This is a genomic window from Cryobacterium sp. TMT2-14, from assembly GCF_004402465.1.
Taxonomy (GTDB): Bacteria; Actinomycetota; Actinomycetes; order Actinomycetales; family Microbacteriaceae; genus Cryobacterium; species Cryobacterium sandaracinum.
The window spans coordinates 68583-92483 of record NZ_SOFV01000008.1 but is presented as its reverse complement, the minus strand read 5'-3'; the positions used below and the strand labels follow the sequence as shown (position 1 = coordinate 92483).

The 23901-nt window shown below is 68.6% G+C and carries 20 protein-coding genes; all 20 read right to left on the bottom strand.

The features are described from left to right. Positions 1-67: 67 nt before the first annotated feature. The 20 genes from E3O28_RS02385 to rpoZ all read right to left on the bottom strand — a co-directional run bounded on the left by E3O28_RS02385 (position 68) and on the right by rpoZ (position 23865). A complete protein-coding gene (locus tag E3O28_RS02385) occupies positions 68-1525 on the bottom strand; it encodes a glutamate synthase subunit beta (protein ID WP_104100537.1) in 1458 nt (485 codons plus the stop codon). Then, positions 1518-6095 (bottom strand): glutamate synthase large subunit, encoded by a 4578-nt coding sequence (gene gltB, locus E3O28_RS02380; RefSeq protein WP_134415117.1) that lies wholly within the window; start codon positions 6093-6095, stop codon positions 1518-1520. The genes E3O28_RS02385 and gltB overlap by 8 nt, the downstream gene beginning before the upstream one ends. 124 nt (positions 6096-6219) lie before the next feature. Next, positions 6220-7197, bottom strand: coding sequence for a prolipoprotein diacylglyceryl transferase (gene lgt / locus E3O28_RS02375; protein WP_241972972.1), 978 nt, complete (start codon positions 7195-7197; stop codon positions 6220-6222). A 90-nt stretch (positions 7198-7287) separates the two neighbouring features. Continuing rightward, positions 7288-8124 carry a tryptophan synthase subunit alpha gene (gene trpA, locus E3O28_RS02370; RefSeq protein ID WP_104100534.1) on the bottom strand — a complete coding sequence of 279 codons (837 nt, stop codon included), beginning with the start codon at positions 8122-8124 and terminating at the stop codon, positions 7288-7290. Beyond that, a complete protein-coding gene (gene trpB, locus E3O28_RS02365) occupies positions 8121-9338 on the bottom strand; it encodes a tryptophan synthase subunit beta (RefSeq protein WP_104100533.1) in 1218 nt (405 codons plus the stop codon). Before trpB ends, trpA begins: the two co-directional genes overlap by 4 nt. Next, positions 9339-10109, bottom strand: coding sequence for an indole-3-glycerol phosphate synthase TrpC (gene trpC, locus E3O28_RS02360; protein WP_104194870.1), 771 nt, complete (start codon positions 10107-10109; stop codon positions 9339-9341). Between the two features lie 4 nt (positions 10110-10113). Further along, positions 10114-10338 (bottom strand): DUF6704 family protein, encoded by a 225-nt coding sequence (locus E3O28_RS02355; RefSeq protein ID WP_104100531.1) that lies wholly within the window; start codon positions 10336-10338, stop codon positions 10114-10116. Positions 10339-10438: 100 nt separating this feature from the next. Beyond that, positions 10439-11086 carry a Trp biosynthesis-associated membrane protein gene (locus tag E3O28_RS02350; protein WP_134415115.1) on the bottom strand — a complete coding sequence of 216 codons (648 nt, stop codon included), beginning with the start codon at positions 11084-11086 and terminating at the stop codon, positions 10439-10441. After that, entirely contained in the window at positions 11087-12628 is a 1542-nt protein-coding gene (locus E3O28_RS02345) for an anthranilate synthase component I (RefSeq protein WP_134415114.1), read from the bottom strand. It abuts the gene before it with no gap. Between the two features lie 2 nt (positions 12629-12630). After that, entirely contained in the window at positions 12631-13050 is a 420-nt protein-coding gene (gene hisI / locus E3O28_RS02340) for a phosphoribosyl-AMP cyclohydrolase (RefSeq protein ID WP_104100528.1), read from the bottom strand. Positions 13051-13088: 38 nt separating this feature from the next. After that, positions 13089-13850 carry an imidazole glycerol phosphate synthase subunit HisF gene (gene hisF, locus E3O28_RS02335; RefSeq protein ID WP_104100527.1) on the bottom strand — a complete coding sequence of 254 codons (762 nt, stop codon included), beginning with the start codon at positions 13848-13850 and terminating at the stop codon, positions 13089-13091. A gap of 51 nt (positions 13851-13901) precedes the next feature. Beyond that, on the bottom strand, positions 13902-14741 hold the full coding sequence (gene hisG / locus E3O28_RS02330) for an ATP phosphoribosyltransferase (RefSeq protein WP_104194874.1): 840 nt from the start codon (positions 14739-14741) through the stop codon (positions 13902-13904). Positions 14742-14819: 78 nt separating this feature from the next. Beyond that, the gene (locus tag E3O28_RS02325) at positions 14820-15083 is read right to left on the bottom strand and encodes a phosphoribosyl-ATP diphosphatase (protein ID WP_104100525.1); all 264 of its coding nucleotides are present in this window, start codon (positions 15081-15083) and stop codon (positions 14820-14822) included. 12 nt (positions 15084-15095) lie between these two features. Then, positions 15096-15764, bottom strand: coding sequence for a ribulose-phosphate 3-epimerase (rpe, locus tag E3O28_RS02320; RefSeq protein WP_134342455.1), 669 nt, complete (start codon positions 15762-15764; stop codon positions 15096-15098). 774 nt (positions 15765-16538) lie between these two features. Further along, entirely contained in the window at positions 16539-17987 is a 1449-nt protein-coding gene (locus E3O28_RS02310; protein WP_134415113.1) for a transcription antitermination factor NusB, read from the bottom strand. Beyond that, positions 17984-18901, bottom strand: coding sequence for a methionyl-tRNA formyltransferase (fmt, locus tag E3O28_RS02305; RefSeq protein WP_104100522.1), 918 nt, complete (start codon positions 18899-18901; stop codon positions 17984-17986). The genes E3O28_RS02310 and fmt overlap by 4 nt, the downstream gene beginning before the upstream one ends. Further along, positions 18902-20992 (bottom strand): primosomal protein N', encoded by a 2091-nt coding sequence (locus tag E3O28_RS02300; RefSeq protein WP_134415112.1) that lies wholly within the window; start codon positions 20990-20992, stop codon positions 18902-18904. 19 nt (positions 20993-21011) lie between these two features. Then, a complete protein-coding gene (gene metK / locus E3O28_RS02295; protein ID WP_104100520.1) occupies positions 21012-22205 on the bottom strand; it encodes a methionine adenosyltransferase in 1194 nt (397 codons plus the stop codon). 167 nt (positions 22206-22372) lie between these two features. Beyond that, the gene (coaBC, locus tag E3O28_RS02290; protein WP_104100519.1) at positions 22373-23587 is read right to left on the bottom strand and encodes a bifunctional phosphopantothenoylcysteine decarboxylase/phosphopantothenate--cysteine ligase CoaBC; all 1215 of its coding nucleotides are present in this window, start codon (positions 23585-23587) and stop codon (positions 22373-22375) included. A gap of 20 nt (positions 23588-23607) precedes the next feature. Then, positions 23608-23865 (bottom strand): DNA-directed RNA polymerase subunit omega, encoded by a 258-nt coding sequence (gene rpoZ / locus E3O28_RS02285; protein WP_104100518.1) that lies wholly within the window; start codon positions 23863-23865, stop codon positions 23608-23610. Between the last annotated feature and the right edge of the window lie 36 nt (positions 23866-23901).

The window sequence follows — 23901 nt, the reverse complement described above, 5'->3', positions numbered from 1 at the left end:
CTGTTGATGGTTGGGAGACCACGGGGTGGTGGATCTCTTGGAATCGAATCACTGGATCAGTGACCAATCAGATTGCGAAGGCATGATCGGACGGTTTGACCGGTGCAGGCAGTTGCGTCTCGCCTTCGAGGAATTTGTCGACGGCTGCCGCAGCAGCCCGACCTTCGGCGATCGCCCAGACGATGAGCGACTGGCCACGGCCGGCATCACCAGCAACGAACACGCCTTCATGGCTGGTCTGGTAATTAACGTCACGCTCGACATTACTCCGCCCATCGACCGGCACGTGCAGCTGGTCGGTCAGCTCGCGTGATTCAGGACCGGTGAAGCCCATGGCCAGGAGAACCAGATCCGCAGGGATCTCGCGCTCCGTTCCGGCCTTGGGCACCCGGCGTCCGCCCCGGAATTCGGTCTCGGCCACGCGGATGGCGCGCACCTCACCCGCTTCGTTGGCCAGGAACTCCACCGTCGACACCAGGTACTCGCGGTTGCCGCCCTCTTCGTGGGCGCTCGACACCTCGAACAGCGTCGGTGACAGCGGCCACGGCTGGTGTTCCGCCCGTTCCATGCCCGGTTGGCGGCCGATGGCGAGATTCGTGACGGATGCCGCGGCCTGGCGGTGCGCGGTACCGATACAGTCGGCGCCGGTGTCGCCGCCGCCGAGTACGACCACGTGCTTGCCCTCGGCGGTGATCTGCTGGTCAACAGTGTCGCCGGCGCCGACCTTGTTCTGCTGCACGAGGTATTCCATGGCGAAGTGCACTCCGGGCAGGTCGCGCCCGGGGATCGGCAGGTCGCGGGGTACCAGGGCCCCCGTGGCGACCACCACAGCGTCATAGCGGGCCCGGAGGTCATCCCAGGTGATGTCGACCCCGATGGTGACGCCTGCTCGGAAGCGGGTGCCCTCGGCCGTCATCTGGCCGAGTCGGGTCTCGAGGTGCTTCTTCTCCATCTTGAAGTCCGGGATGCCGTAACGTAAAAGCCCGCCGATCCGGTCGTCGCGCTCGAAGACCGCCACCGTGTGACCGGCCCGCGTGAGCTGCTGCGCGGCCGCGAGGCCGGCCGGGCCAGAGCCGACGACCGCGATCGTCTTGCCGGTGAGGCGTCCGGGCGGCTGGGGCTGCACCCATCCGTTGGCGAAGGCCTGGTCGATGATGGAGACCTCAACCTGCTTGATCGTGACCGGCGGCTGACTGATTCCGAGAACGCAGGCCGACTCACAGGGTGCCGGGCAGAGACGCCCGGTGAACTCCGGGAAGTTGTTGGTGACATGGAGACGTTCGATGGCCTGTCGACCCTCGTCCCGCCAGGTGAGGTCGTTCCATTCCGGAATGATGTTGCCGAGCGGGCAGCCCTGCTGACAGAACGGCACACCGCAGTCCATACAGCGGCCGGCCTGGCGTTTCAGTTGCGTCGCGTCGCCCTGCTCGTAGACCTCTTTCCAGTCCATCAGACGAACGGATACGGGACGGCGGGCCGGAAGCTCCCGGTCCGTGGTCTTGAGGAATCCTTTCGGATCAGCCATTGGTTGCCTCCAGAATGCGGTTCCAAACGACGACGCCATCGGGGTCGAGGCCCTCGTCGACGGCGATCTGCCTGGTTGCCAGGACGGCCGCGTAGTCGCGCGGTAGCACCTTGACGAATGTGGACATGGTGGTCTCGAAATCGGCCAGCAGCCGGGCCGCCAGGGCGGACTCGGTCTGGTCATGATGCTGTCCGAGCAAGTCGCGCACGATCTCGCGGTCCGCGCCGCCGAGCGGCAGAAGTGTGAGTTCGCCGGAGTCGAGGGCCTGCCGGTTGACATCCTCGGTACGAAGACCGTAGACGTAGGCGGTTCCGCCAGACATACCGGCACCCAGGTTGCGCCCCGTTTCGCCCAGGATGACCGCCAGTCCCCCGGTCATGTATTCGAGGGCGTGATCTCCGACGCCCTCGACGACGGCGGTGGCCCCGGAGTTGCGCACCAGGAAGCGTTCGCCCACGATGCCGCGGATGAACATGCTGCCCTGGGTCGCGCCGTAGCCGATGACGTTACCGGCGATCACGTTCTGCTCGGCCGGGAACAGGCTGCCCCGGTCGGGTCGCACGGTGATCTGGCCACCGGAGAGACCCTTGCCGACGTAGTCGTTGGAGTCACCCTCGAGCCGCAGGATGATGCCGCTCGGCAGGAACGCGCCGAAGGACTGTCCGGCACTACCGGTGAGGGTGACGTCGATGGAACCGGACGGCAGCCCGTTCTCGCCGTGGCGCACGGTGACCTCGTGGCCGAGCATGGTGCCCACGGCCCGCTCGGTGTTTCGGATGGGCAGGGAGATCGAGACCTGCCCACCATGTTCAAGCACACTGGCGCTCTGCCGGATCAGTTCGTTGTCGAAGTGGAGCTCAAGTTCGTGCTCCTGAGGGCGACCGGACTGCCGGGGCTCCCCCGCGGAGAAGTCCGGACCGACGAGGATGGGCGACAGGTCGAGTCCGGAGGCCTTCCAGTGCGTAAGCGCCCCGTTGACGTCGAGCACCTCCCGGTGGCCGATGGCCTCGTCGAGGCTGCGGAATCCGAGCTCGGCGAGGTACTCGCGCACCTCCTGAGCGATGAACTCGAAGAAGTTGATCACGTGCTCGGCCTTGCCAGTGAAACGTTTGCGCAGCTCGGGATTCTGGGTGGCCACCCCGACGGGGCAGGTGTCCAGGTGGCAGACGCGCATCATGACGCAGCCCTCCACGATCAGCGGGGCGGTAGCGAAGCCGAACTCCTCGGCGCCGAGCAACGCTCCGATGATGACGTCACGGCCGGTCTTCAACTGGCCGTCGACCTGCAGCACGACCCGGTCGCGCATCCCGTTGAGCATCAGGGTCTGCTGCGTTTCGGCCAGGCCGAGTTCCCAGGGGGTCCCCGCGTGCTTGAGGGAGTTGAGCGGGCTCGCGCCGGTTCCGCCGTCGTGACCGGAGATGAGAATGACGTCGGACAGGGCCTTGGCCACTCCGGCGGCGACCGCGCCGATACCGGACTGGCTGACCAGCTTGGTGTGGATGCGTGCGGCCGGATTCGCCCGCTTCAGGTCGAAGATCAACTGTTTGAGGTCTTCGATCGAGTAGATATCGTGGTGCGGGGGCGGCGAGATCAGGCCGACGCCGGCGGTCGCGTGCCGGGTGCGGGCGATCCACGGGTAGACCTTCGTGGGCGGCAGCTGGCCGCCCTCGCCGGGCTTGGCTCCCTGCGCCAGCTTGATCTGGATGTCGTCGGCGTGGGACAAGTACATGCTGGTCACACCGAACCGGCCGGATGCCACCTGCTTGACGGCGCTGCGTCGCTCCGGGTCGAGCAGGCGGTCAAGGTCTTCTCCACCCTCACCGGTGTTGGACTTGCCCCCAAGGCGGTTCATTGCGATGGCGAGGGTCTCGTGCGCCTCGGCGGAGATCGATCCGTAGCTCATCGCCCCCGTCGCGAAGCGCTTCACGATCGAGGAGATCGGTTCCACCTCGTCCAGCGGCACGGGGTGGCGCTTGCCGGTGGTGAAGGTGAACATGCCGCGCAGCGTCATCAGGCTCGTCGCCTGGTCGTCGACGAGTTTCGTGTACTCGCGGAAGATGTCGTAGCTGCGCGTGCGGGTGGAATGCTGGAGCCGGAAAATGGTGTCCGGGTTGAACAGGTGCGGAGACCCGTCGCGGCGCCACTGGTACTCACCTCCGGTCGCGAGGCGTTCGTGCGCGGTGACCGCGGCATCCTCGGGGTAGGCGGCCCGGTGCCGGGCCTCATTCTCGGCCGCGACCACCTCGATGCCGATGCCGCCGAGCTTGCTCGTGGTGCCGGTGAAGTACTGGTCGATGAATTCCTGGCTCAGTCCCACGGCCTCGAAGGTCTGCGCGCCGGCGTAGGAGGAGACGGTCGAGATCCCCATCTTGGACATGATCTTGAGCACGCCCTTGCCGAGGGCCTTGATCACGTTGCGCACGGCCTGTTCGGGCGTGCCGGTCGTGATGTAGCCACTGCGCACCAAATCCTCGCACGTTTCCATCGCAAGGTAAGGGTTCACGGCGGATGCGCCGTAGCCGATCAGGAGGGCGACGTGGTGCACCTCGCGCACATCGCCGGCCTCGACCACGATGCCGACCTTCATGCGGTTCTCGGTGCGGATCAGGTGGTGGTGAACCGCGGCAATCATCAGCAGCGACGGGATCGGGGCCAGATCCTTGTTGGAATCCCGGTCGGACAGGACGAGGAACATCGCGCCGTCGTCGATGGCGGCGTCGGCCTCGGCGCACATCTCCTTGATGCGGGCCTCCAAGGCGTCCGGCCCGTCTTCGAACCGGTAGAGCCCGCGAATGGTCCTGGTGGTGCGGCTGCCCGGCGCGGTGTCGATGTGCTGGATCTTCGCCAACTCGTCGTTGTCGATCACGGGGAAATCGAGCACGACCTGCCGGGCGTGCTCGGGGCCCACCGAGAGGAGGTTGCGTTCCGGACCGAGCCCGAGCTTGAGGGAAGTGACAACTTCCTCGCGGATCGAGTCGAGCGGCGGGTTGGTCACCTGAGCGAACTGCTGCGTGAAGTAATCGAAGAGCAGCCGGGGTCGGTCGCTGAGCACGGCGATGGGGGTGTCGGAGCCCATCGCGCCGAGCGGTTCCCCGCCGAGGCGAGCCATCGGCGCGAGCAGGATGCGCACCTCCTCCTCGGTGTAGCCGAAGGTGCGCTGGCGGCGCACGACGGATGCCGGCGGGTGCACGATGTGCTCCCGCTCGGGCAGATCCTTGAGGTTGATGCGCCCAGCGTCCAGCCAGGTTCCCCACGGCTCGCTGGCCGCGAGGTCGGCCTTGATCTCGTCGTCTTCGATCAGGCGTCCGGCGACCGTGTCGACCAGAAACATCTTGCCGGGACGCAGGCGGCCCTTGCGCACCACCCGGTTGGGGTCGATGTCGAGCACCCCGATCTCGCTGGCGAGCACGACGAGGCCGTCGTCGGTGATGAGGTAGCGGCCGGGGCGCAGCCCGTTGCGGTCGAGGGTGGCGCCGACGAGGGATCCGTCGGTGAACACGATCGCGGCCGGGCCGTCCCACGGCTCCATCAGCATGGAATGGTACTCGTAGAACGCACGGCGTTCGGCGTCGAGGTCGGTCTGGTTCTCCCAGGCCTCCGGCACCATCATCATGACGGCGTGCGGGAGCGAACGCCCCGACAGGCTGAGCAGCTCAACGACCTCATCGAACGAGGCCGAATCGCTGCCGCCGGGGGTGACGATCGGGAGCAGCGGCGCCAGGTCGCCGAGCAGGTCGGATTCGAGCTGCGACTGGCGCGCCTGCATCCAGTTGCGGTTGCCCTGAACCGTGTTGATCTCGCCGTTGTGCGCGATCATGCGGAACGGCTGCGCGAGCGGCCAGGACGGGAACGTGTTGGTGGAGTAGCGGGAGTGCACGAGGGCGAGCTTGGAGACGAAGCGCGGATCGGACAGGTCCGGGTAGAACGGCTCCAGCTGAAGCGTCGTGACCATACCCTTGTAGACCACGGTGCGACAGGACAGTGAGGCGAAGTAGATCTCCAGCTCGCGTTCGGCACGCTTCCGCAGCCTGACTGCCTGGCGGTCCAGCGCGATGTCGCCGAGCGTGTCGCCGGCCTCGGTCGTGCGGGCGCTCTGCACGAACAGTTGCTGGATGGCCGGCATGGCCGCGCGCGCCAGGGTGCCGACCTCGTCGGGGCGCACGGGAACTTCGCGCCAGCCGAGGATCACCAGTCCCTCTTCGAGGGCGATCCGGTTGATCTGACGCTTGATGCCGCTGCGCTTGGTGGGATCGATCGGCAGGAACACATTGCCGACCGCGTAGCGGCCCGCCGCGGGCAAGGCGAAATCGGTGACCGACCGCAGGAACTCGTCGGGAACCTGAGTGATGATGCCCGCGCCGTCTCCGGTGCCGGCATCCGATCCGACCGCACCGCGGTGCTCGAGGTTGCGCAGCGCGTCGAGGGCGAGGGTGATGATGTCGTGCCCGGCGGTGCCCCGAAGCGTGGCAACCATGGCGAGGCCGCAGGCATCGCGCTCATCGGCCGGGTTGTACAAGCCCTGCGGCTTCGGCACTGCGCTGAAGCGCGAGAAGAGGGGTGTTTGCGGCATTGGACCGTCCTCACAAAAGTAACTGGCGAGTGGGGACGACGCTGGCCCGCTCAGGTAGACATGTGCGCGGCGGCCCGTCATACCGGGTCACAAGCCGTGGAACAGGTTGGAGTCAACCTTGAGCCTAGAGGCGCGAGTTGCTGGTGCTTGTGGCTGCAACGTCGCCTGATCCGGCGGGACCGACGGCCTCATCACCGTGATCCTTGGGGTCCGAATCAAACTCATCAGATTCTACCTCAGCGTCGGGCCCCTTCCACTCGCGGCCGGGAATGTACACGCTCGCGGGCAGGCCCGTGTGGCGCTTGCTCTGCACGACGATCAGGATGATTCCCAGCAGGATGGCGGCGAAAGCGGCCCACACATTGGTGCGGAGGCCGAAGAACATCTCGCTCGGGTCGACCCGGATCGATTCGAAGAAGCTGCGGCCGAGGCCATACCAAATCAGGTAGACGCCGAAGGCCTTGCCCCAGCGGAGCGCGACCTTGCGTTCGATCGCGAGGATCAGGACGACGCCGACCACGTTCCAGACCATCTCGTAGAGGAAGGTTGGGTGAAACAACGTTTCGGGGGGAAGCCCGATCGGGAGGGCCGGGTTCGCCGCGGACACCTCGAGGCCCCAGGGCAGGTCGGTCGGCAGACCGAAGAGCTCCTCGTTGAACCAGTTGCCGAGACGGCCCATGGCCTGCGCCACGAGCATCCCCGGTGCCAGGGCGTCCGCGAAGGCCCAGAACCGGATGCCCGAGATGCGGCAGCCGATGTAAGCGCCGACGGCCCCGCCCAGGAGCGCTCCGAAGATGGCGTTGCCGCCGTTCCAAATGGCGAACACCTCGAGAGGGTTGGCACCCTCGAAGAAGTAGTCGGAGGGGTGCGTGAGCACATGGTAGAAGCGCGCGCCGACGATGCCGAGCGGAACGGCCCACAGGATGATGTCCAGCACCACGCCCGGCTCTCCGCCGCGCGCAGACAGTCGGCGGCTCGTCATGACGGTGGCGGCGATGATCCCTGCCAGAATGCAGAGGGCGTAGGCGTGGATGGTGAACGGGCCGAGGGTGAACGAGCTCCATTCGGGGCTCGGGCTCGGGATGCTCAGAAGAAAAGACACCTGGGGACTACCTTTCATCGTGGCGCCGGGGAGGCCCCGTGACCGCCTCGGTCAACTTACCTTAGCTTTTGGGTGCTTCGATGGCGGGGATCAGACGGCGGGGCGCAGATCCCGGGCACTGGCCGCGAGGTCACGGGTGAGGACGGCCAGGGCCGGCACTCCCCCGTCGGACAGTGCCTTGACCAGGGCGGAACCGACGATGGCGCCATCGGCGTAGGCGAGGATCTCCCGCACCTGCTCCGGGGTGGAGATGCCGAGTCCGACGCACGCGCTGGTGGACCCGACGGCGCGGAGGCGGTCGACGAGCACCCGCGCGGCGGAGTCCACGTCGCCACGGGCGCCGGTGATTCCCATGGTGGAGGCCGCGTAGACGAAGCCGCGGCTGGCGTCCACTGCCTGACGCAGCCGGGCGTCGGACGACGACGGGGCGGCGAGGAAGACACGGTCGAGTCCGGTTCGCGTGCTGGCTCCCACCCAGGCGGCCGCGTCGTCGGGGATGAGGTCGGGCGTGATCAGCCCGGCGCCTCCCGCCGCGAGCAGGTCGTCGGCGAACCGGTCCACGCCGTACTGCATGATCGGGTTCCAGTAGGTCATGACCAGAACGGGCACGTTCACCTGGGCGGTGATCGCCGCGACGGCCTCGATCCCGTGCCGCAGCCGAAAGCCGTTGGCCAGAGCCTGCTGGGTGGCCGCCTGGATCACTGGCCCGTCCATGACGGGATCGGTGTACGGCAGGCCCAGCTCGATGACGTCGACACCGTTCTGCGCGAGTGCCACGGCCGCGTCGATGCTCTCGGTCAGGGTGGGAAACCCGACGGGCAGGTAGCCGATCAGAGCACCGCCGCCCTCGGAGCGGCGACGGGCGATTGTCGCCTCGACCGTGCTCGTCGTTCCGGTCGTGGAGCCCGTACCTGTTTCCGTGCTCATGACTGTTCCGCGCCCTTGTCGAGCAGGTCGAAGTACCGACCCGCGGTTTCCATGTCCTTGTCGCCGCGTCCGCTGAGGTTTACCAGGATGGTGGCGTCAGGTCCGAGCTGCTTGCCGAGGTCCAAGGTGCCGGCGAGGGCGTGCGCCGACTCGATGGCGGGGATGATGCCCTCCGTGCGGCTGAGCAGCCGGAGGGCGCTCATCGCCTCGTCATCGGTGACCGGCAGGTAGGTGGCCCGGCCGATACTGGCGAGCCACGCATGTTCCGGGCCCACCCCCGGGTAGTCCAGACCCGCAGAGATGGAGTGCGACTCCACGGTCTGACCGTCTTCGTCCTGCAGCAGGAAGCTGCGGGCGCCGTGCAGGATGCCGGGGCGCCCCTTGGTGATCGTCGCCGCATGGCGCAGGGTCTCCGCGCCGTCACCGCCGGCCTCGTAGCCGACCAGGGCCACCTCCGGGTCGTCGAGGAACGCGTGGAAGATACCCATGGCGTTCGAACCACCGCCGACGCAGGCGGTGACCGCGTCGGGGAGGCGGCCGGTGAGGTCCAGCACCTGCTGGCGGGCCTCCTCGCCGATGATCTTCTGGAAGTCGCGCACCATGGCCGGAAACGGATGCGGCCCGGCGACGGTACCGAAGATGTAGTTGGTGGTCTCAACGTTGGTGACCCAGTCACGCATGGCGTCGTTGATGGCGTCTTTCAGGGTGCGGGACCCGGTCTTGACCGGCACGACCTCGGCGCCGAGCAGTCGCATCCGGGCCACATTCAGGGCCTGGCGCTCCGTGTCGACCTCGCCCATGTAGACGACGCAGTCGAGCCCGAACAGGGCGGCGGCCGTCGCGGCCGCCACGCCATGCTGCCCGGCGCCCGTCTCGGCGATGACGCGGGACTTGCCGATGCGCTTGGTGAGAAGAGCCTGGCCGAGCACATTGTTGATTTTGTGCGAGCCGGTGTGGTTGAGGTCTTCCCGCTTGAGGATGATGCGGGCACCGCCGGCGTGCGCGGCGAACCGGGGCACCTCGGTGATGATGGACGGGCGCCCGGTGTAGCTCCGGTGCAATTCCATCAATTCGGCCGCGAAGGCCGGGTCCTGCCGTGCCAGAGCGTACTCGTCGGTCAGCTCGTCGAGGGCAGCCACGAGGGACTCCGGCACGAACCTCCCGCCGAAGTCGCCGAAGTACGGGCCTGCTTCTGTTCTGAGGGACGTTGACATTTAAACCGCCAGGAATTCGGAGAGGGTTCGGATGGGATCGTTTGTGACGAGGGCCTCGCCGACGAGCACGATGTCGGCGCCGGCGGCGCGGTAGTGCGCCACGTCGGCGGCGGTCTTGACGGCCGATTCGGCGACGCGGACGACGCCCGAGGGGATCCGGTCCGCGAGCCTGCCGAACAGGTCCTGATCGAGTTGGAACGTGGACAGGTCGCGGGCGTTTACCCCGACGAGGCTTGCGCCAATGGCCAGGGCACGGTCGACCTCCTCGGCGCTATGGGTCTCGACCAGCGCGGTCATGCCGAGCTGGCGCACGAGGTCGTGCAGGGAGACCAGGGTGGTCTGGTCGAGTGCGGCGACGATGAGCAGAACCATGTCGGCACCTGCCGCCCTGGCCTCGAAGACCTGGTACGGCAAGCCGATGAAGTCTTTACGCAGCACCGGGATGCGCACGGCGGATCGCACTTGCTCGAGGTCTGACAGGGAGCCGAGGAACTTGCGACCTTCGGTGAGCACGCTGATCGCGCTGGCGCCGCCAAACTCGTAGGAGACGGCGAGGGCGGCAGGGTCCGAAATCTCGGCCAGGGTGCCCCGGGACGGGCTGGCGCGCTTGACCTCCGCGATGATCTTGACCTGATCGGCGGGTGCGAGCACCGCCAGGGCATCGATCGCGGGAGTTTGGTCGAGAGCGGTTGCCTCGACGATGGCGAACGGACGGGCGGCCCGACGAAGTTCAGCGTCGGCGACGGCCCCGGCTAGAAGATCAGACAGCACTCGACTAGTGGCCCAGGTGAGCCGTATCGGCTACGCCGTAACCGATTTTGGCGAGGATCCGGCCGACCAGCAGGCCAACCACCAGCAGGCCGACGGATGCCCAGACGAGCCAAGGGATCACCAGAAAGAAGGCAACGGTGCCGATCGCGACGGCGAGAAGCATGATGGTGACGGCGGTCCAGGCCGCGATCGAATGGCCTTCACCTGGGTCTACCGATTCAAAGCTCATGATTCTCCTCTTGTGCGCTGACGGACAAGTCAAGTCTAGCGGCCCCACGGTTCCCCGGCCTCCCCAGCGCACCAGGTGAAACCGGGAATCAGGTCTCGATTCACTGCGGGGTGGTGGGGTCTTCGCCGCGGCTCAGCCCGTCCCAGTCGTCGATGGCGTCACGTTCGGGTGCGGAAACGTCCGCGGCGTCGGAATCGCCGGCATCCGTCGCCTCGGCCGACTCGGCCGCTTCGAATCGCACGGCCTGGTAGCGGGACGTCGGTCCGGGCCAACGCCGGGACGTGACGAGCACCCCGACCCCGGCGCCGCCCATGACCACGCCGGCGAGCAGCGCGATGAACGGCCACGGGGTCACGGCCGCCGAGGCGACGGTGTCGACGACCGAGTCTGCGCCGGAGATTCCGGTGGCATCGGTGACCGCGCCGGCACTGGCCGCCGCCGGATCGGTGACGGCCAAAATAGCCGAAAGGCACACGGAGAAGCCGAGCAGAACCTGAAGCAGGCCGAGGACCACCCGGATGCCGGGACCGGCGATACTCAGGGCACCGGCGAGGGCCAGTCCGGCGAGGGCAAGGGCTGTCACCCCGGGGGCGGCCGTGGAGCCGGACACCTCGAGGCTGTGCACAGCCGAGCCGGACTGCTCCACGATGACGTTCACCCAGACCTGGGTCCAGGCCAGCAGGGCCAGACCGCTCGCCGCCAGCACCACGAGGATGTGCCCGAGCTTGAGGCGCCGTGCGGATGCCACCTAGCGCACCCGCTTCATGGCGTTCGCGACCGCGACTGCGCGAAGGGGCGCCGCGGCCTTGTTCTGCGACTCCTGGTATTCCGACGCCGGGTCGGAGTCCGCGACGAGGCCGCCGCCGGCCTGCACGCGGGCGACGCCATTCATGATCGTTGCGGTCCGAATGGCTATGGCCAGGTCCGCGTCCCCGGCGAACCCGAAGTAGCCGACCACCCCCCCGTACACGCCGCGCTGCGCGGGCTCGAGCGCGTCGATGATCTCGAGGGCGCGCGGTTTCGGGGCCCCGGAGAGAGTGCCGGCCGGGAACGTGGCGCGGAAGACGTCGATCGCGGACCGGCCCGGCAGCAGGTTCCCCTCCACCGAGGAGACGAGGTGCATGATGTGGCTGAACCGCTCGATGCGCATGAACTCGGTCACCTCGACCGAGCCGGGTGCACACACCTTGAGCAGGTCGTTGCGGGCCAGGTCCACGAGCATCAGATGCTCGGCGCGTTCCTTGGCGTCGCCCGCGAGCTCGGCTTCGAAGTCGGCGTCGGCCTCCGGGGTCGTGCCGCGCGGCTTCGAGCCCGCGATCGGATGCGTGAACACGCGGTCGTTCTGCACCTTCACCAAGGCCTCCGGGGAGGAGCCCACGATCCAGTAAGTCTCCTTCTCCGGCGATTCCAGGCTCAGCAAGTACATGTAGGGCGACGGGTTGAGGCTGCGCAGCACCCGGTAGACGTCGATGGGGTCCGCCGTGCACTCCTGGTCGAACCGCTGGGAGACGACCACCTGGAACACGTCACCGTCGACGATGTGCTCCTTGGCGACGTCGACAGCGGCGAGGAAGTCCTCACGTCGGGTGCGGTTCGTCGGGGAGGCGGGCGTGGCGAGGTCGACCTCTGCGAGCCAGGTCTCGGAGGGCTCGGCCAGGCGAGCCTGCAGGGCGTCGAGCCGGTCCTGGGCGGCCGCCCAGAGGGCATCCGGTTCGTCGTGGCCGTCGTTCAGAACGTTGGCAATGAGCTGCACGGTGCCGAATTTGTGGTCGATCACGACGAGGTCGGCCACGAAGCTGAAGGCCTGGCCCGGCACGTCGTAGTCCGCCGGCGGGCGATTCGGCAGGCGCTCGATCTGGCGGATCGCCTCCCAGCCGATGAATCCGACGAGGCCGCCGGTCAGGGGTGGGTGGCCGGGCATCCGCGGGGTTTCCCAGCGTTCGTGGAGGGCCGCGAGAGCCGCCAGCGGGCCGAGGCCGGTGGCGTCGCCGAGGGCGCGCTCAGCCGAGAGGCCATAGTCGAGCCAGCGGGTCTCGTCGCCCTGCTGGGTGAGCACGCCGAACGAGGACACGCCCACGAACGAGAACCGCGACCAAATGCCGCCCTGCTCGGCGGACTCGAGCAGAAAGCTACCGGGCTGGCCGGCAGCGAGCTTGCGGTAGATGCCCACCGGGGTTTCGCCGTCGGCGAAGAGTTCGCGCACCACGGGGAACACCCGGTGGTCGTCGATCTGGAGCGCGAACTGCCCGGCGGTGGTCGTCGGGGCTGGGCCGGAGCTGTTCGGTGCCATGGTCAGTCCTTCGGTTTTTGGGTGGTTGCCCGGTCTGCTGCCACGTCGGGTGCCGCGGGGCGGGCGCCGGTCACGACCTCGATGCCGCGCCCGTCGAAACAGGTGCGGGAGCCGGTGTGGCAGGCTGCTGCGACCTGGTCCGCCTGCACCAGGAGGGTGTCCGCGTCACAGTCGAGCGCGGCGGACTTCACATACTGGCCGTGGCCGGAGATGTCGCCCTTGCGCCAGAATTCCTGGCGACTGCGCGACCAAAACGTCACGCGCCCCTCGGTGAGCGTGCGGCGCAGCGCTTCCCGGTTCATCCAGCCGAGCATGAGCACCTCACCGGTGTCCCACTGCTGGATCACCGCCGGCAGCAGGCCGTCGGAGTTGAAGACGGCCCTGGCCAGGGCGTCGTCGAGGGTGGAGAGTACATCGGTCATTTACGGAGCCGTTTCGGGTCGGGTAAGGCACAGCATCATCAGCGCACGGGCATTCCGGCGTGCCGGAGCTCCGCCTTGATGTCGCCGACGGTCAGCTGGCCGCTGTGGAACACGGATGCCGCGAGCACGGCATCCGCCCCCGCCGCGATGGCCGGGGGAAAATCCTCGACCCGGCCGGCGCCGCCGGAGGCGATCACCGGAACGGTGCTCAGGGCGCGCATCAGCGTGATGAGTTCGACGTCGAAGCCCGCCTTCGTGCCGTCGGCATCGATGGAGTTGACGAGCAGCTCGCCGACCCCCAGCCCGACGGCCGTCTGCGCCCAGGCGAGAGCGTCCAGGTCGGTTTCGGTGCGGCCACCGTGGGTGGTGACGACGAAGCCGGACTCGGTGCGCCCGCTGCGCTTCACATCAAGCGAGAGCACGAGCACCTGGGAGCCGAACCGGTCGGCGATCTCGCCGATCAGGGCGGGCCGCTTGATGGCGGCGCTGTTGACTCCGACCTTGTCGGCACCACTGGCCTGCAGCCGGGACACGTCCTCGACCGTGCGGATGCCGCCGCCCACCGTAAGCGGGATGAAGACCTGCTCTGCGGTGGCGCGCACGACGTCATAGGTGGTGGCACGGTTGTCCACCGTGGCGGTCACATCGAGGAAGGTGAGTTCGTCGGCTCCCTGCTCGTAATACCGGCGGGCGAGTTCGACCGGATCGCCCGCGTCTCGCAGATTCTGGAAGTTCACGCCCTTGACCACGCGGCCGTCGGCCACGTCGAGGCAGGGTATGACCCGCACCGAAAGACTCACGATTGTGCCTCCATTGTGTGTCGCCGCATCTGGGTACCGCCGGTCAGCCCGTTACAAGCGGGCGTTGTGAATGGAGCTGATCAGGATGGCGCGCGCCCCGAGCTCGTAGAGGGCGTCCATGACATGGTTCGTGTTCAGGCGCGGGATCATCACACGCACGGCAACCCATTCCGGGTCGTGCAGGGACGATACGGTGGGCGACTCGATGCCGGGCGCCAGCAGGCAGGCGTCGTCGAGGAGCGTCTGCGGGATGTCGTAGTCCATCAGCACGTACTGGCGGGCCACGAGCACGCCCTGCAAGCGGCGCAGGAGGGTCGCGATGCCGGGCTTGTCGTTCTCGGAGCTGATCAGCACGGCCGTGGACTGCAGGATGACCGGGCCGAAGATCTCGAGGCCAGCCTTGCGCAGAGTGGAGCCGGTGGAGACGACGTCGGCGACGGCATCCGCCACGCCGAGCTGAACGGCTGACTCGACCGCGCCGTCGAGGGTGACCAGTGTCACGCTGACGTCGTGCTCGGCGAGGAAGGCCTCGACCAGTCCGGGGTAGCTGGTGGCGACGCGATGGCCGGACAGGTCGGCCAGGTCGGTGAAGCGGCCTGCGGGGCCGGCGAAGCGGAAGGTGGAGTCGCCGAAGTCGAGGCTGGCGATCTCCTGGGCGGTGGAGCCCGAGTCGAGCAGCAGGTCGCGCCCGGTGATTCCCACGTCGAGGGCTCCGGAGCCCACATAGGTGGCGATGTCGCGGGGACGCAAGTAGAAGAACTCCACGTCGTTGCGGGGGTCGGCGACGACGAGGTCGCGCGGGTCGCGGCGGCCGGTGTAGCCGGCCTCGAACAGCATCTGCGCGGCGGTTTCGGACAACGAGCCCTTATTGGGCACGGCAATTCTCAGCATTTGGGCACTCTCTGCGTCTTCAGGTTCTGGCGAACAGGTCTCACGGGGTCAACCGGGTGGAGTCTCTCTGATGACGCGTCACAGATGGCGGTACAGGTCGGCGGGGGTCAGCCCCTTCGCCAGCATCATCACCTGTACGTGGTACAGCAGCTGGCTCATCTCGGCGGCGGTTTCGTCGTCGCTCTGGAACTCGGCGGCCATCCAGACCTCGGCGGCTTCTTCGACGATCTTCTTGCCGATGGCATGTACGCCGGCGTCGAGTTCGCGCACGGTCCCCGAACCGTCGGGGCGGGTCCGTGCCTTGTCGCTCAGTTCAGCGAACAGGTCGTCAAAAGTCTTCACCTGACTAGGGTACTAGTGCGCGTGCTGGTGTTCGGTCGCGGCGGCGCGCAACAGGGCGATCTGCTTCGCCGGGTCCGCGGCGTTGAACACGCTGGAGCCGGCGACGAACGTGTTCGCCCCGGCCTCGGCGGCGATGACGATGGTGTCCTCGGTGATGCCGCCGTCGACCTGCAGCCAGACGTCCAGGCCGGACTTCTTCACGGCCTCCGACAGGGTGCGGAGCTTGCGCATGGTGGAGGGCATGAAGCTCTGCCCCCCGAAGCCGGGTTCGACGGTCATCACGAGCACCTGGTCGAATTCGGGCAGAAGCTCGAGGTAGGGCTCGATGGCCGTGCCGGGCTTGAGGGCGATGCCGGCCCGGGCGCCGATCGAGCGCAGCTTGCGGGCCAGGCCGACCGGGTTGGTCGTGGCCTCCGCGTGGAAGGTGACCGAGAACGCGCCGGCTTCGGCGTAGCCGAGCGCCCAACGCTCCGGGTTCTCGATCATCAGGTGCAGGTCGAAGGGCAGCGGGGAGACCTGGGCGAGGCGGTCGACGACGGGCGGTCCGAACGTCAGATTCGGTACAAAATGGTTGTCCATGATGTCGACGTGCACCAGGTCGGCGGTGCGGATGCGCCCCAGGTCCCGTTCGAGATTGGCGAAGTCGGCGGCGAGGATGCTGGGGTTAATCCGGGTGACCATGCCTTCACCCTACTGCGGCGAGCCCCGGCGGCTCGAAAGTCCCCTGCCGGTCGAGTCCAAGGCCCTGGAGCGATCCCGTCCCGAACGAATTCGACGGAGATTTTGCCGAAATGGGCCTAGAACCTTTCAAAAAAGTAGTTTTCAACCAGAATCTCCGTCGAATTCGTTCGGGCTGCGACGGAGAAGGATGCGAGTGCCTGGACCTCACAAGCCCTGCCGCAGATCCGGCGCGCGTTGTGGCTTACGCAGGAGATCCGTCCGGCTACACCGGCATTCGAACTGGTCCCGTACTGGTCCGCGGCGGCTGGGCAGCCCGGACGACGGATGTCCTGAGTTGGCCACGCGACGCGCGGGCGCGGCCGGGGCGACGTCCGCCCGCCCGCATGCCGGCTGGCCGAGGCAGAGCCGCAGCCGCAGGAACGACGCATCCACCGGTTGCCGTCGGGCGGGACGGGCACTCGCCCCGCCCGCGCAAGAACCGCTGCGCATTCGCGAGTGTCGTGGTCAACTCAGGAGATCCCGCCGGCCAGGTTGGATATCTACCCCGGTGCCGCACTGATTCGCGGCACCGGTGAACGCGCGGGACGGATGTCCTGCCTTAGCCACACGCGCGGGCTCGGCCAGGCCATGCTCACGGAAGAACCAGGGGAGCCAGAATCTCCGTCAGATTGGGTCGAGGCCGGGGCCCGAATGCGCAGGGCCCGAATGCGCCGGGTCCGGGTGCGCGGGGTCCGGGTGCGCGGGGTCCGGGTGCGCGGGGTCCAGGTGCGCGGGCTACTCCATGCGCTCGAGCAGGGTGATGAACATAGCGTCAGTGCCGTGCCGATGCGGCCACAGTTGCACGCTGCCCCCGTCGCCGGGCAGGTCGAGCTCGGAGCTGCTCAGCCCCTGCAGCACGGATGCCGTGTCGAGAGTGCGCACACGGCCCTCCCATCTCTTGAGCGCGGTAGCCACGATCCCGCGGGTCTCCGCGATGTGCGGTGAGCAGGTGACGTAGGCCAGCACCCCGCCCGGCTTGAGCGCGCCAAGGGCCGCGTGGATCAGCCCGGACTGCAGATCGGAGAGCTCGGCGACGTCCTTGGGCTGCTTGCGCCAGCGGGCCTCCGGGCGCCGACGTAGCGCGCCGAGCCCGGTGCAGGGAGCATCCAGCAGGATCCGGTCGAACTCCTTCGGATGATCGTCTCCGAACCGGGTGCCGTCCTCCTCCCAGACAGGCACCTCTCCGGGCACGGCGGCCAGCGCCTTACGCACGAGGGCGGCCCGGGCCGGGACGAGCTCGTTGGCGACGAGGCTGGCCCCGCCGGCCAGCGCCTCGGAGGCAAGCAGGGAGGCCTTGCCGCCGGGGCCCGCGCAGAGGTCGAGCCAACGCTCTCCCGGCGCCACCGGGCGGGCCCGACTGAGCGTGAGGGCCGCCAACTGGGATCCCTCGTCCTGCACTCGAAGGCGTCCGCCGCTGTCCTGCATCAGGTGCACGGGGTCGCCGCCGGCCAGCACAAAACCGATGGGCGAGAAGTCGTTGGCAACGCCGAGACCGTCGGTGTCTTCGGTGTTGCTGAGGCCGGGCAGAATGACCATGTTCACCTTGGGCGCGGCATTGTCGGCCGACAGCAGCTCCTCGAGCTCGGTCTCTCGGCCCTCGAGGCGCAGCGACTGCCGGAACGCCCGCACCACCCAGATCGGGTGTGAGTGCTCCGCGGCAAGGCGGTCATCATCACTGGTGGCTTCGGTGAGCACGCGTTCGCGCCACTCGTCGGCGCTGGAGCGGGAGATGGTGCGCAGCACCCCGTTGGTGAAACCGGTGGTGGCGCGGGAGCCCACCTGACGGGCGAGTTCGACGGACTCGTTCACGGCGGCGTGGGTGGCCACCCGGGTGGCGAGCAACTGGTGCGCACCGAGACGTAGCACGTCCAGGATGGCCGGGTCGATCGCGGTGACGGGCCGACCGGCCGCGTCGGCGATCACCCGGTCGTAGAAGCCCTGCATACGCAGGGTGCCGTAGGTCAGCTCGGTGGCCAATGCGGCATCCGCGGTGCTGAGCGCCGCCCGCTTGATGAGGCTGGGCAGCAGCAGGTTCGCGTAGGCGTCTGATTCCCGCACGGCGGCGATGACTTCGTAGGCCACCCGCCGGGCCGGCTGCACGAAGTCGGTCTGCGGGCGCTCCAGGCCGCGGCCGCCCTGAGCACGGACGTCGTTCTTTCGCCCCTGGCGACGGTCGTCGCTCATGAGGCGACAACCTCCGTCCAATTCACTCCGCGCCACCAGTCGATTGCCTTCATCTGTGTCTTTCCGGCCGGTTGCACGGTGACCAGCTCGAGCGGCTCGGTCCCCGTTCCAATCAGCACTTTCTTGTCGATCTCACGGATCAGGCCGGCCGGTTGCGGCTCGGATCCCTGGGTCAGGGCAACGCCCTGGAGTTTGAGGCGGGCGTCGCCGAGCACAGTGAACGCGCCCGGCTCCGGGGTGACCCCGCGCACCCGGTTGCGCACCGAGACGGCCGGTTCGGACCAGTCGATACGGGCATCCGCGAGAGTCAGCTTGGGGGCCAGGGTGACCGGACCGGACTGCGGGGTCGCCTGGACGCCGCCGGCTTCGAGGGCGTCGATCACCTGCAGCAGCAGACGCGCGCCGCTGTCGCTGAGCGCCCGCAACAGGCTGCCCGCGGTGTCGTCCTCGACGATCGCCCGCGTCAGTTGCGCGAACACGGCGCCCGCGTCGAGTTCCGGAACCAGCTGGAATACGGCGGCACCAGTCTGCTCGTCGCCGGCCATGAGTGCGCGCTGCACGGGAGCGGCACCGCGCCAGCGCGGGAGCAGGGAGAAGTGCAGGTTGATCCAGCCGAGCCGGGGCACCGACAGGAGCGGTTCACGCACGAGCCCGCCGTAGGCGACGATGACGCCGAGGTCGGGTCGCAGTGCGGCGATCTCCACGGTCGCGGCCTCGTCGAGGCGATTGGCCTTGATCACGTGCAGCCCGTTCTCGACGGCGGCTCGCGCGAGCGGCGAGGGGGTGAGCACGCGTTTGCGGCCGAACGGGGCATCCGCCCGGGTGATCACGGCCGCGAGGTCGTGGTGGGACTGAGCCAGGGCGCCCAGGCTGGGCACGGCCGCCTGCGGCGTGCCGGCGAAGACGAGTTTCATTTAGAGCAGCTCCGGGTCGTCGAATCGTACTTTGAGTGTAGGCGCGGGGCGGAAGGCCGCCCCCTTCGGGCGCCGGCGGCGGGCGGCATTGCGCACGACCGCGGCCTTGAGCGCACGGGCCACGGCGTCACCGCTGGCGTACGGCAGCCGCACGATCGCACGCACCAGGGGGTCCTCCGTGGTGACCGGGCCGAGTACATCGACGCCGTCCATCCCGGCCAGCTCTGCCAGGGCCAGGGCGACGTCGGCGTCGGTGCCGGTGACGGATGCAGCACGCACCGCGGGCGGGAATCGCAGTTGGCGGCGATCGGCCAGTTCCGACGCGGCGAGCATCTCGGGCTGCCAGGAGTTCAGCGCCCGGGCGACGAGCCCGCCCACGCCGACCAGGACCACAGCGGCACCTGGGGCCGCCAGGGATGCGGCGTTGGACCACCAGCGCAGGCAGTCCTCCCCGACCCGCAGGGATTCCCGGGCGAGCATCCGTTCGCCGTCGAGCAGCAGGATGGCTCGGTATCCACCCGTCGGGATGGGCTCCGCGCCGCGGGTGGCGATCACCAGGGCCGGGGCGTCGCCGAGGTGCTGCAGCGGATGGTCGCCGTCGGCGACGATAATGCGCGCGCCGGGGAACGCCCGGCCGAGTTCTTCGGCGGTTCGCCCGGTGCCGAGGGTGACGACCCGCAGGGCGCGCCCCTCGCAGTGCGTGCAGCTCCAGTTGGCGGCCAGCGCCCCGCACCAGCGACACGACGGGGTGGAGTCCTTGGAGGCCAAAGCGAGCGGCCCCTGACAGGTGGTGCAGCGGGCGGCCTTCTTGCAACTCTGGCAGGCGAGCATCGGGGCGTAGCCGGGGCTGGCCACCTGCACCAGCACGGGGCCGTGGGCCAGCGCCTCCTTGGCGGCCCGCCACGCGGCCGTCGGGATGCGCGCGGCGCGGGCCTGCTGGTCGGGCTCGGACTGGAAGTCGGTAGGGATGATCCGCGGATGCCGGTTCTGCGCGGGGTGCACCGCAGTGAGCCAGCCCAGCTCGACCAGGCGATGCACCTCGACGGTGCGGGTATGGCCGAGGAAGACGAGGGCGCAGCCGGACTGGCCCTGGCGCACGAGCGCGGCGTCGCGGGAGTGCGCGTAGGGGCTGAGCGGTTCGCCGTGCAGCGGGTCGCCGTCGTCGAAGAGCGCGATCAGACCGAGGTCGTGGGCCGGCGCGTAGACGGCCGACCGATTGCCGAGCACGATCCGGGGTTCCGGGGCAAGGGCGGCCAGGAAGGCCCGATAGCGTTCCGGGTTGGGCTGGCGTGCATCGACGCGGCTGACCGAGTCGGCCGGGGCCAGCAGGTCGAGGGCGGCCTGAAGCTGGTTCTGGTCGCGGTAGTCCGGCACGACGAGGATGGCGCTCCGCCCGGCGGCCAGGCCGGCCACCGCGAGCTCGGCCAGGGTGATCGCCCACTTCCCGATGGTCTGCCCGTCCGGCAGCCGTTGCAGCTCGGGCACCGCGGCCACGCAGAGGCGCGCCCCCGTGGCGACGGCCGTGTCGAGGGTGCCGGCCGGGTAATCGGAACAGGCCGGCCCGGCGGGGGTGGCGGGGTCGGCCACATCGCCAGGCTCGGCCACGGTGGCAACACCGGCCGTCCCGTCGGCCGGGGCGGAAGCATCCGCTGTTCGCGCCGCCAGCCAGGTTTTCTCCACCCGGACCTGGCGCGGGGGCACGGCGAGACGGATGATGTCGCTCGCGTTCCCCGAGGCCCGGTCGGCGACCCGACGGGCGAGCTCCCAGACCTCGGGGGTGAGCACCTGGGCGGCGGAGACCACGCTCTCGATCGGGCTGAGCGCGCCCCGGAATTCGGTGCCAGCCTCGAGACCCGGCAGCGCCTCCGGGCCTGCGGCCGGTCCGACCGCACCGCGCCCCTCGGCCGCACCCAACACCTCGATCAGGTATCCGTCGGCGACGCGACCGGCCGAGCGCAGCGGCACCCGCACGCGCACGCCGGGCCGGGCGATGCCGGCGAGCTCATCGGGAATGCTGTAATCGAACAGGTGGTCGAGCTGCGGCAGCGGCGAGTCGATGAGCACCCGGGCCACGAGGCCGGAGCGGGTCATCGGCGCCGCGCCTGCCCGGTCACAGTCCGGCAGCGCTTCTCAGCTCGTCGACCCGGTCGAGGCGCTCCCAGGTGAAGTCGGGAAGCTCGCGGCCGAAGTGGCCGTAGACGGCGGTCTGCGCGTAGATCGGGCGCAGCAGGTCAAGGGAATGGATGATCGCGGCCGGGCGCAGGTCGAAGACCGCGCGGATCGCCGCGGTGATGTCCCGGTCGGCCATCACCCCGGTGCCGAAGGTCTCCACGTAAAGTCCGACGGGCGAGGCCTTGCCGATGGCGTAGGCCACCTGAATCTCGAGACGGTCAGCCAGCCCGGCGGCCACGGCGTTCTTGGCCACCCAGCGCATCGCGTACGCTGCGGAGCGGTCGACCTTCGACGGGTCCTTGCCGCTGAACGCACCCCCGCCGTGCCGGCTGGAACCGCCGTAGGTGTCGATGATGATCTTGCGCCCGGTGAGGCCGGCGTCGCCCTGAGGGCCGCCGATCTCGAACCGCCCGGTCGGGTTGATCAGCGTATTCAGTTCAGACGAGTCCAGTTCCACTCGGTCGAGCACCGGGCGGATGACGAGTTCCTCGACCTCCGCACGCAGCTGCTCGTTGGACACCTTCGGCGAGTGCTGGGTCGACAGCACGACGGTCTCGACCGAGCGCGGCGTGATGCCGTCGTAGCCGATGGTGACCTGGGTCTTGCCGTCGGGCCGAAGGTAGTCGAGTTCGCCGGACTTGCGCACCTCGGCGAGGCGTTCGGCGAGGCGGTGTGCGATCCAGATCGGGATCGGCATCAGCTGGGGGGTCTCCCTGGTGGCGTATCCGAACATGATGCCCTGGTCGCCGGCCCCCTGGCGGTCGAAGTCCTCGACACTGGACTCTTCCCGACGCTCGAAGGCGTTGTCCACGCCCTGCGCGATGTCGGGCGACTGGCCGCCGATGGAGATCTCCACGCCGCAGGAGCGGCCGTCGAACCAGACGTCCGAAGAGTCGTAGCCGATATCGGTGATGCACTTGCGCACGATTGAGGGGATCTCGACGTAGGCCTCGGTGCTGACCTCGCCGGCGACGTGTACGAGCCCGGTGGTGACGAGGGTCTCGACGGCGACCCGGCTGTGCGGGTCTTCCGTCAGGAGCGCATCCAGAATGCTGTCGGAGATCTGGTCGCAGATCTTGTCGGGGTGACCTTCGGTTACCGACTCCGAAGTGAAAAGGCGTAGATCGCGCATCTTGCCCGTCTCTGTTGCAGAACAACGTGTAGAAGAAATGAACGTGAAAAATTCTCCGCTGAGACCGGGCCGAGCCGACCGGGCACCCGGTCGTGCCGGTCGGGAAGCGCCGGAGACCCTGCCCTTGCCGGCGACGGCAACCCAGGTGACCGGATGCCCGAGCGGTTTCAGCCGATCAGGTCAAGGATGCGCCCGGCCACCGACATTTTGGTTCCGGAGACCTCACACACTATATCTCCGTCGTGATCGAGCACCGTGATCGCGTTACGGTCCGAGGCGAAACCCTCCGCCCAGCCCACGCGGTTGACCACCAGGAAGTCGCAGCCCTTGCGCGCCATTTTCTCGCGGCCGAGTACAAGCAGGCGAACCGGATCCGGCTCCGTCTCCGCGGCGAACCCGATCAGTACCTGGCCCGTGCGCTTCGTCCGGGCGAGCCCGGCGAGGATATCGGGATTGCGGGTCAGTTCGAGCAGCAGGGTGTCGCCGGTCTCGTCTTTCTTGATCTTGCCGGCGCTCACCTGCACCGGCCGGTAGTCGGCGACCGCGGCCGCCATGATCACGGCGTCGGCCCCGGCGGCGGCATCCGTGACGGCCGCCTCGAGCTCGAGCGCGGTGCCCACGAGCCGCAGTTCCACCGCTGTTGGTGCGGCAACCTCGAGATTCGCGGCGATCAGGGTCACGGACGCACCCCGAGCCAGGGCGGCCTGCGCCAGGGCGACCCCCTGCTTACCGCTGGAACGGTTGCCGAGGAAGCGCACGGGGTCGAGGGGCTCGCGAGTGCCGCCAGCGGTGATCACGACGTGCTTGCCGACCAGGTCGGCCCCTGGCCCATCGGTGCGGTCGGCCAAGGCAAGGGCGGCGAGGGCCGCGGCGACGATGGTGTCGGGCTCTTCCATCCGCCCGGCTCCGGCGTCGGCGCCGGTGAGCTGGCCGACCCCAGGCCCGACGACGATGACGCCGCGGGCGCGGAGGGTGGCCACATTGGCGACCGTGGCCGCGTTGTTCCACATCTCCGTGTGCATCGCCGGGGCGATCACGAGCGGGGCGGTGCTGGCCAGGATGGTGTTGCCGAGCAGGTCGTCGGCGAGGCCGGTGGCGAGCTTCGCGATGGTGTTCGCGGTGGCCGGGGCCACGACGATCAGGTCGGCGGATTGGCCGATGGCCACGTGCCGCACCTCGGCGACGCCCTCATAGAGATCCGTGTGCACGGGGTTGCGGGAGATAGCCTCGAGGGTGGGCTTGCCGACGAATCGCAGCGCCGCCGGCGTCGCCACGACGTGCACGCAGTCCCCCCGCAACACGAAAGCGCGCACGACGTTCACGGCCTTGTAGGCAGCAATGCCGCCGGTTATCCCGACGACGATCGTGCGACCTGACGACATCCTGCGCGCTTGTGGGTGCGTTACTCGGCGATGGGGCGGGAGGTGAGCTTGTCTTCGTTGATCTCGCGGAGGGCGACGGACAGCGGCTTGTCGTCGACGGTCGAGTCGACGAGCGGGCCGACATTGTCGAACAGGCTGCCTTCGTGCAGGTCCGCGTAGTAGTCGTTGATCTGACGCGCGCGCTTGGAGGCGAAGACCACGAGGGCGTACTTGGAGTCGGCCTTGGTGAGCAGGTCGTCGATGGGCGGGTCAATGATGCCAGTGAGCTTGGTAGCCATTGGTGTCACTCCTTCAGAGCGGTTTGTGCTGCGGGA